Annotated in this window: 3 protein-coding genes; 2 read left to right on the top strand and 1 reads right to left on the bottom strand. The window is 45.3% G+C overall.

Annotation, left to right across the window (positions count from 1 at the left end):
• On the bottom strand, positions 1–1,575 hold a 1,575-nt coding region (typA, locus tag A2517_RS04770), incomplete at its 3' end, for a translational GTPase TypA (RefSeq protein WP_294894672.1).
• Between the two features lie 179 nt (positions 1,576–1,754).
• Between typA and A2517_RS04775 the strand changes: the two genes are divergently transcribed.
• Complete coding sequence (locus A2517_RS04775; protein WP_294894674.1) at positions 1,755–3,146, top strand: flagellar hook-length control protein FliK; 1,392 nt, start codon at positions 1,755–1,757, stop codon at positions 3,144–3,146.
• A 15-nt stretch (positions 3,147–3,161) separates the two neighbouring features.
• Positions 3,162–3,384: flagellar hook capping FlgD N-terminal domain-containing protein (locus A2517_RS04780; protein WP_294894676.1), on the top strand; the 223-nt coding region annotated here is incomplete at its 3' end.

Consider the following 3,384-nt stretch of genomic DNA (forward strand, 5'->3'; position numbering starts at 1 on the left):
ACTGTGCTCACCGATGATCATACCTTTGTACACTTTCGTTTGAGGCGCTGTGAAAAGGACACCGCGATCTTGGAGGTTGAACAATGAGTACGCTAACGCAACACCGTCTTCCATAGAGATCAACGCTCCGTATTGGCGGCTCTCAACGTTACCGGTGTAAGGGCGGAATTCAAGGAATGAGTGATTCATAACACCCTCACCTTTGGTATCAGTCAAAAACTGACCACGGAAACCGATCAAACCACGCGCAGGGATTTCGAACTCTACGCGAGTGAACCCCTCACCCATCGGTACCATTGCTTTCATTTCCGCTTTACGGCGACCGAGACGCTCGATGATCGTACCTGCATTGTCCGCAGGAAGGTCAACAACAAGGTGCTCAAACGGTTCACATTTGACCCCTTCGATCTCTTTTACGATAACTTCAGGACGTCCGATACCGAACTCGAAACCTTCACGACGCATATTTTCTGCAAGAATCGTAATTTGAAGCTCACCACGACCGGATACGATAAATTTACCTTCTCCAACCGTTTCGTAACGCATCGCTACGTTGGTGTTCATCTCTGCATCAAGACGCTCACGGATTTTGTTCGCGGTAACGTGTTTACCCTCTTGACCTGCAAGCGGAGAGTCATTTACCGAGAAAACAACGGTCAATGTAGGCTCTTCGATGTGCATCGGATCAAGCGGCATAGGATTTTGCGGGTCACAGATAGTATCCCCGACGTCTACCGTCTCAATTCCGGCAACCGCAACGATGTCACCCGCTTCCGCTTCTTGGATCTCCATACGGTTCAAGCCCATAAAGCCGATCAATTTAGAGATACGACCTTTGACCATTTCACCGTCTGCTTTTGCAAGGAGGATATTATCCCCTTTAGCGATTTTACCGTTGAAAATACGGGCGATACCGATTTTACCGACGTAGTTATCGTAGTCGAGGGTGAATACTTGCAACTGAGTCGGATTTTCCGGATCACCGGTAGGCTCAGGTACTTTGTCAAGAATAGTGTTGAACATACACGTGAAGTCACCGTCAGGATCGCTCATATCCATTTTTGCGATACCGTCACGCGCCGCAGCGTAGATGATCGGGAAGTCAAGTTGATCTTCGGTCGCGTCCATCGCAACGAAAAGGTCGAATACTTCGTCTACTACACGCTCAGGGTCAGCGGACGGTTTATCGATTTTGTTGATAACAACGATCGGTTTGATTCCAAGCCCGAGCATTTTTTTAACAACGAATTTCGTTTGAGGCATAACACCCTCATAGGCGTCAACAAGCAATAGTGCACCGTCAACCATTTTCAAAACACGCTCAACCTCACCGCCGAAGTCAGCATGGCCCGGAGTATCGATAATGTTAATCTTATGATCGCCGTAGCGGATCGCGGTATTTTTAGAAAGAATGGTGATCCCGCGCTCTTTTTCGAGTGCGTTAGAGTCCATCGCTCTTTCATTTACTTGTTCGTGGCTTCCGAACGTTCCAGATTGCTTGAGCAATCCGTCAACAAGAGTTGTTTTACCGTGGTCAACGTGCGCGATGACGGCGATATTACGAATTTTTTGCATTGCTGTCCTTTGATAGGGCAAAGATTTTCGCGGATTATATCGCAGGTAAGGTTAAGGAAATGTTAAGCAGTTTAAAGAGTGTTACCGTTTGATTACTTTTTTTATGTGGAATATTTTTTGCTTTGATTAACTACTTTAACAAAAGAGCGGATTATTGTACGCTCACACAAGGATCGCTTATGATCATTCAAAACAAAGAGGCTCAGACGAAAACGTCGCTCGCTGATTTATTAGGGGGGAATACCAAAAATTCTTCATCCTCAAAATCGAACGACATGTTTTCCAAGCTTTTAAGCTCATTCGGGATGCAGACCAAAGGAGAGGAGGGGAAAATCGTAAAATCGAATGATTTCAAAGCGATAATCGATCCTAAAAACAGCTCCGTCAAAAATAGTAATATAAAAGAACTCCAATCCCTATTAACAGGAAGTGATGAGAAAGAATCGGCACTTGTCTCTAATGAATTACTCAATAATTTATCCAACGATCAGGTTCGTACCCTCATCAATCGGGCAAAAGAGTACCTTAAAAATGAGATTACGGCCAAAAACCCTGAGTATCAGGTCGATCCGAAATCGTTGCCGAAAACATTGGCAGGACTCGTAAAATTGGCTGAAAAAATGGATCTTAACCCTCAATCGATCACCCTTTCTACCTTAGTGAATGATACTGAGGAGAAAGCTTCGTTTCCCACCGAATTACTCACAAAACCGCTGTTGGATACCAAAACACTTGCCGCACTCCCCGCAACGATTCATGAAGAGTCCCCTTTTGAAGTGATTACTCAGCTCATAAGTGAGATAAAAGGGAAAGAGCAAAAAAATGCTACAACAACCTCTGCAGAGCTTTCTACAAATGCGGTTTCTGAAAAATCAGAAGAGCAGCCCCTAAAAACCCTTCTGCAGAATCTCGATAAACGTGAAACGGGAGTAACCGCCACTATCACCGCTTCAGAAGCACACAGTTCAGATAAAACATCTACTTCGACAGCACCGACATCAGTGAAAACCGACGCGCTGATAGCCCTATTACACGGGACAAATGAAACAAAAGAGGGTGATAAAGAATCATCAACCTCTCTTAAAATCGAGGGAGAAGGGGCTAAAACGTCCCACACTCTTAAAGCCGATTCTCTGGAAGTAAAATCGAAAGAGGCCGCTCAAAGTATGCGCCTTTTTGCGAGTGATCTCAAAGAGGCTGTCCAGGAGTACAAGCCCCCGTTTACCCGTCTGACGATGAAACTCAATCCCGAAAAGCTCGGAGAAGTTGAAGTAACCCTCGTACAGCGAGGCAATAATGTCCACGTCAACATTCAATCGAACAACACGAACAGTGTCGCCTTTTTAGCACACAACGCCACTGAGCTCAAAGCACAGCTCGCCTCTCAGGGGATCACTAACGCCACAATGAACTTTATGTCAGGGGGCGAGGGGCAAAATCCCCAACAAGGATTTCAACAGCAACACGAGCAGCAGCAAAACCGTTTCCGTGCCTATGAGTCGTTCGAAGATCTCGAACTAAATGAAGAGCAGATCACGGCTCTTGAAATCATAATTCCGCATTACGCGTAAACTAAGGAGACTATTATGGCTATTAATGCTTATGGAGCGTACACAACAGATGCTGCTTACACAGGTGCAACTACGGCCGCGACGAACGTAGATAAAAGTGTTTTAGGAAAAGACGACTTCCTTAAATTGTTGCTCTTGGAACTTAAATACCAAGATCCGACCGCTCCGATGGACAGTGAGAAAATTTTGACACAAACCTCACAGCTTGCGACATTAGAGGCAAATGAAAATACCAATA

This window comes from Sulfuricurvum sp. RIFOXYD12_FULL_44_77, assembly GCF_001830725.1.
GTDB classification, from domain to species: Bacteria; Campylobacterota; Campylobacteria; order Campylobacterales; family Sulfurimonadaceae; genus Sulfuricurvum; species Sulfuricurvum kujiense_A.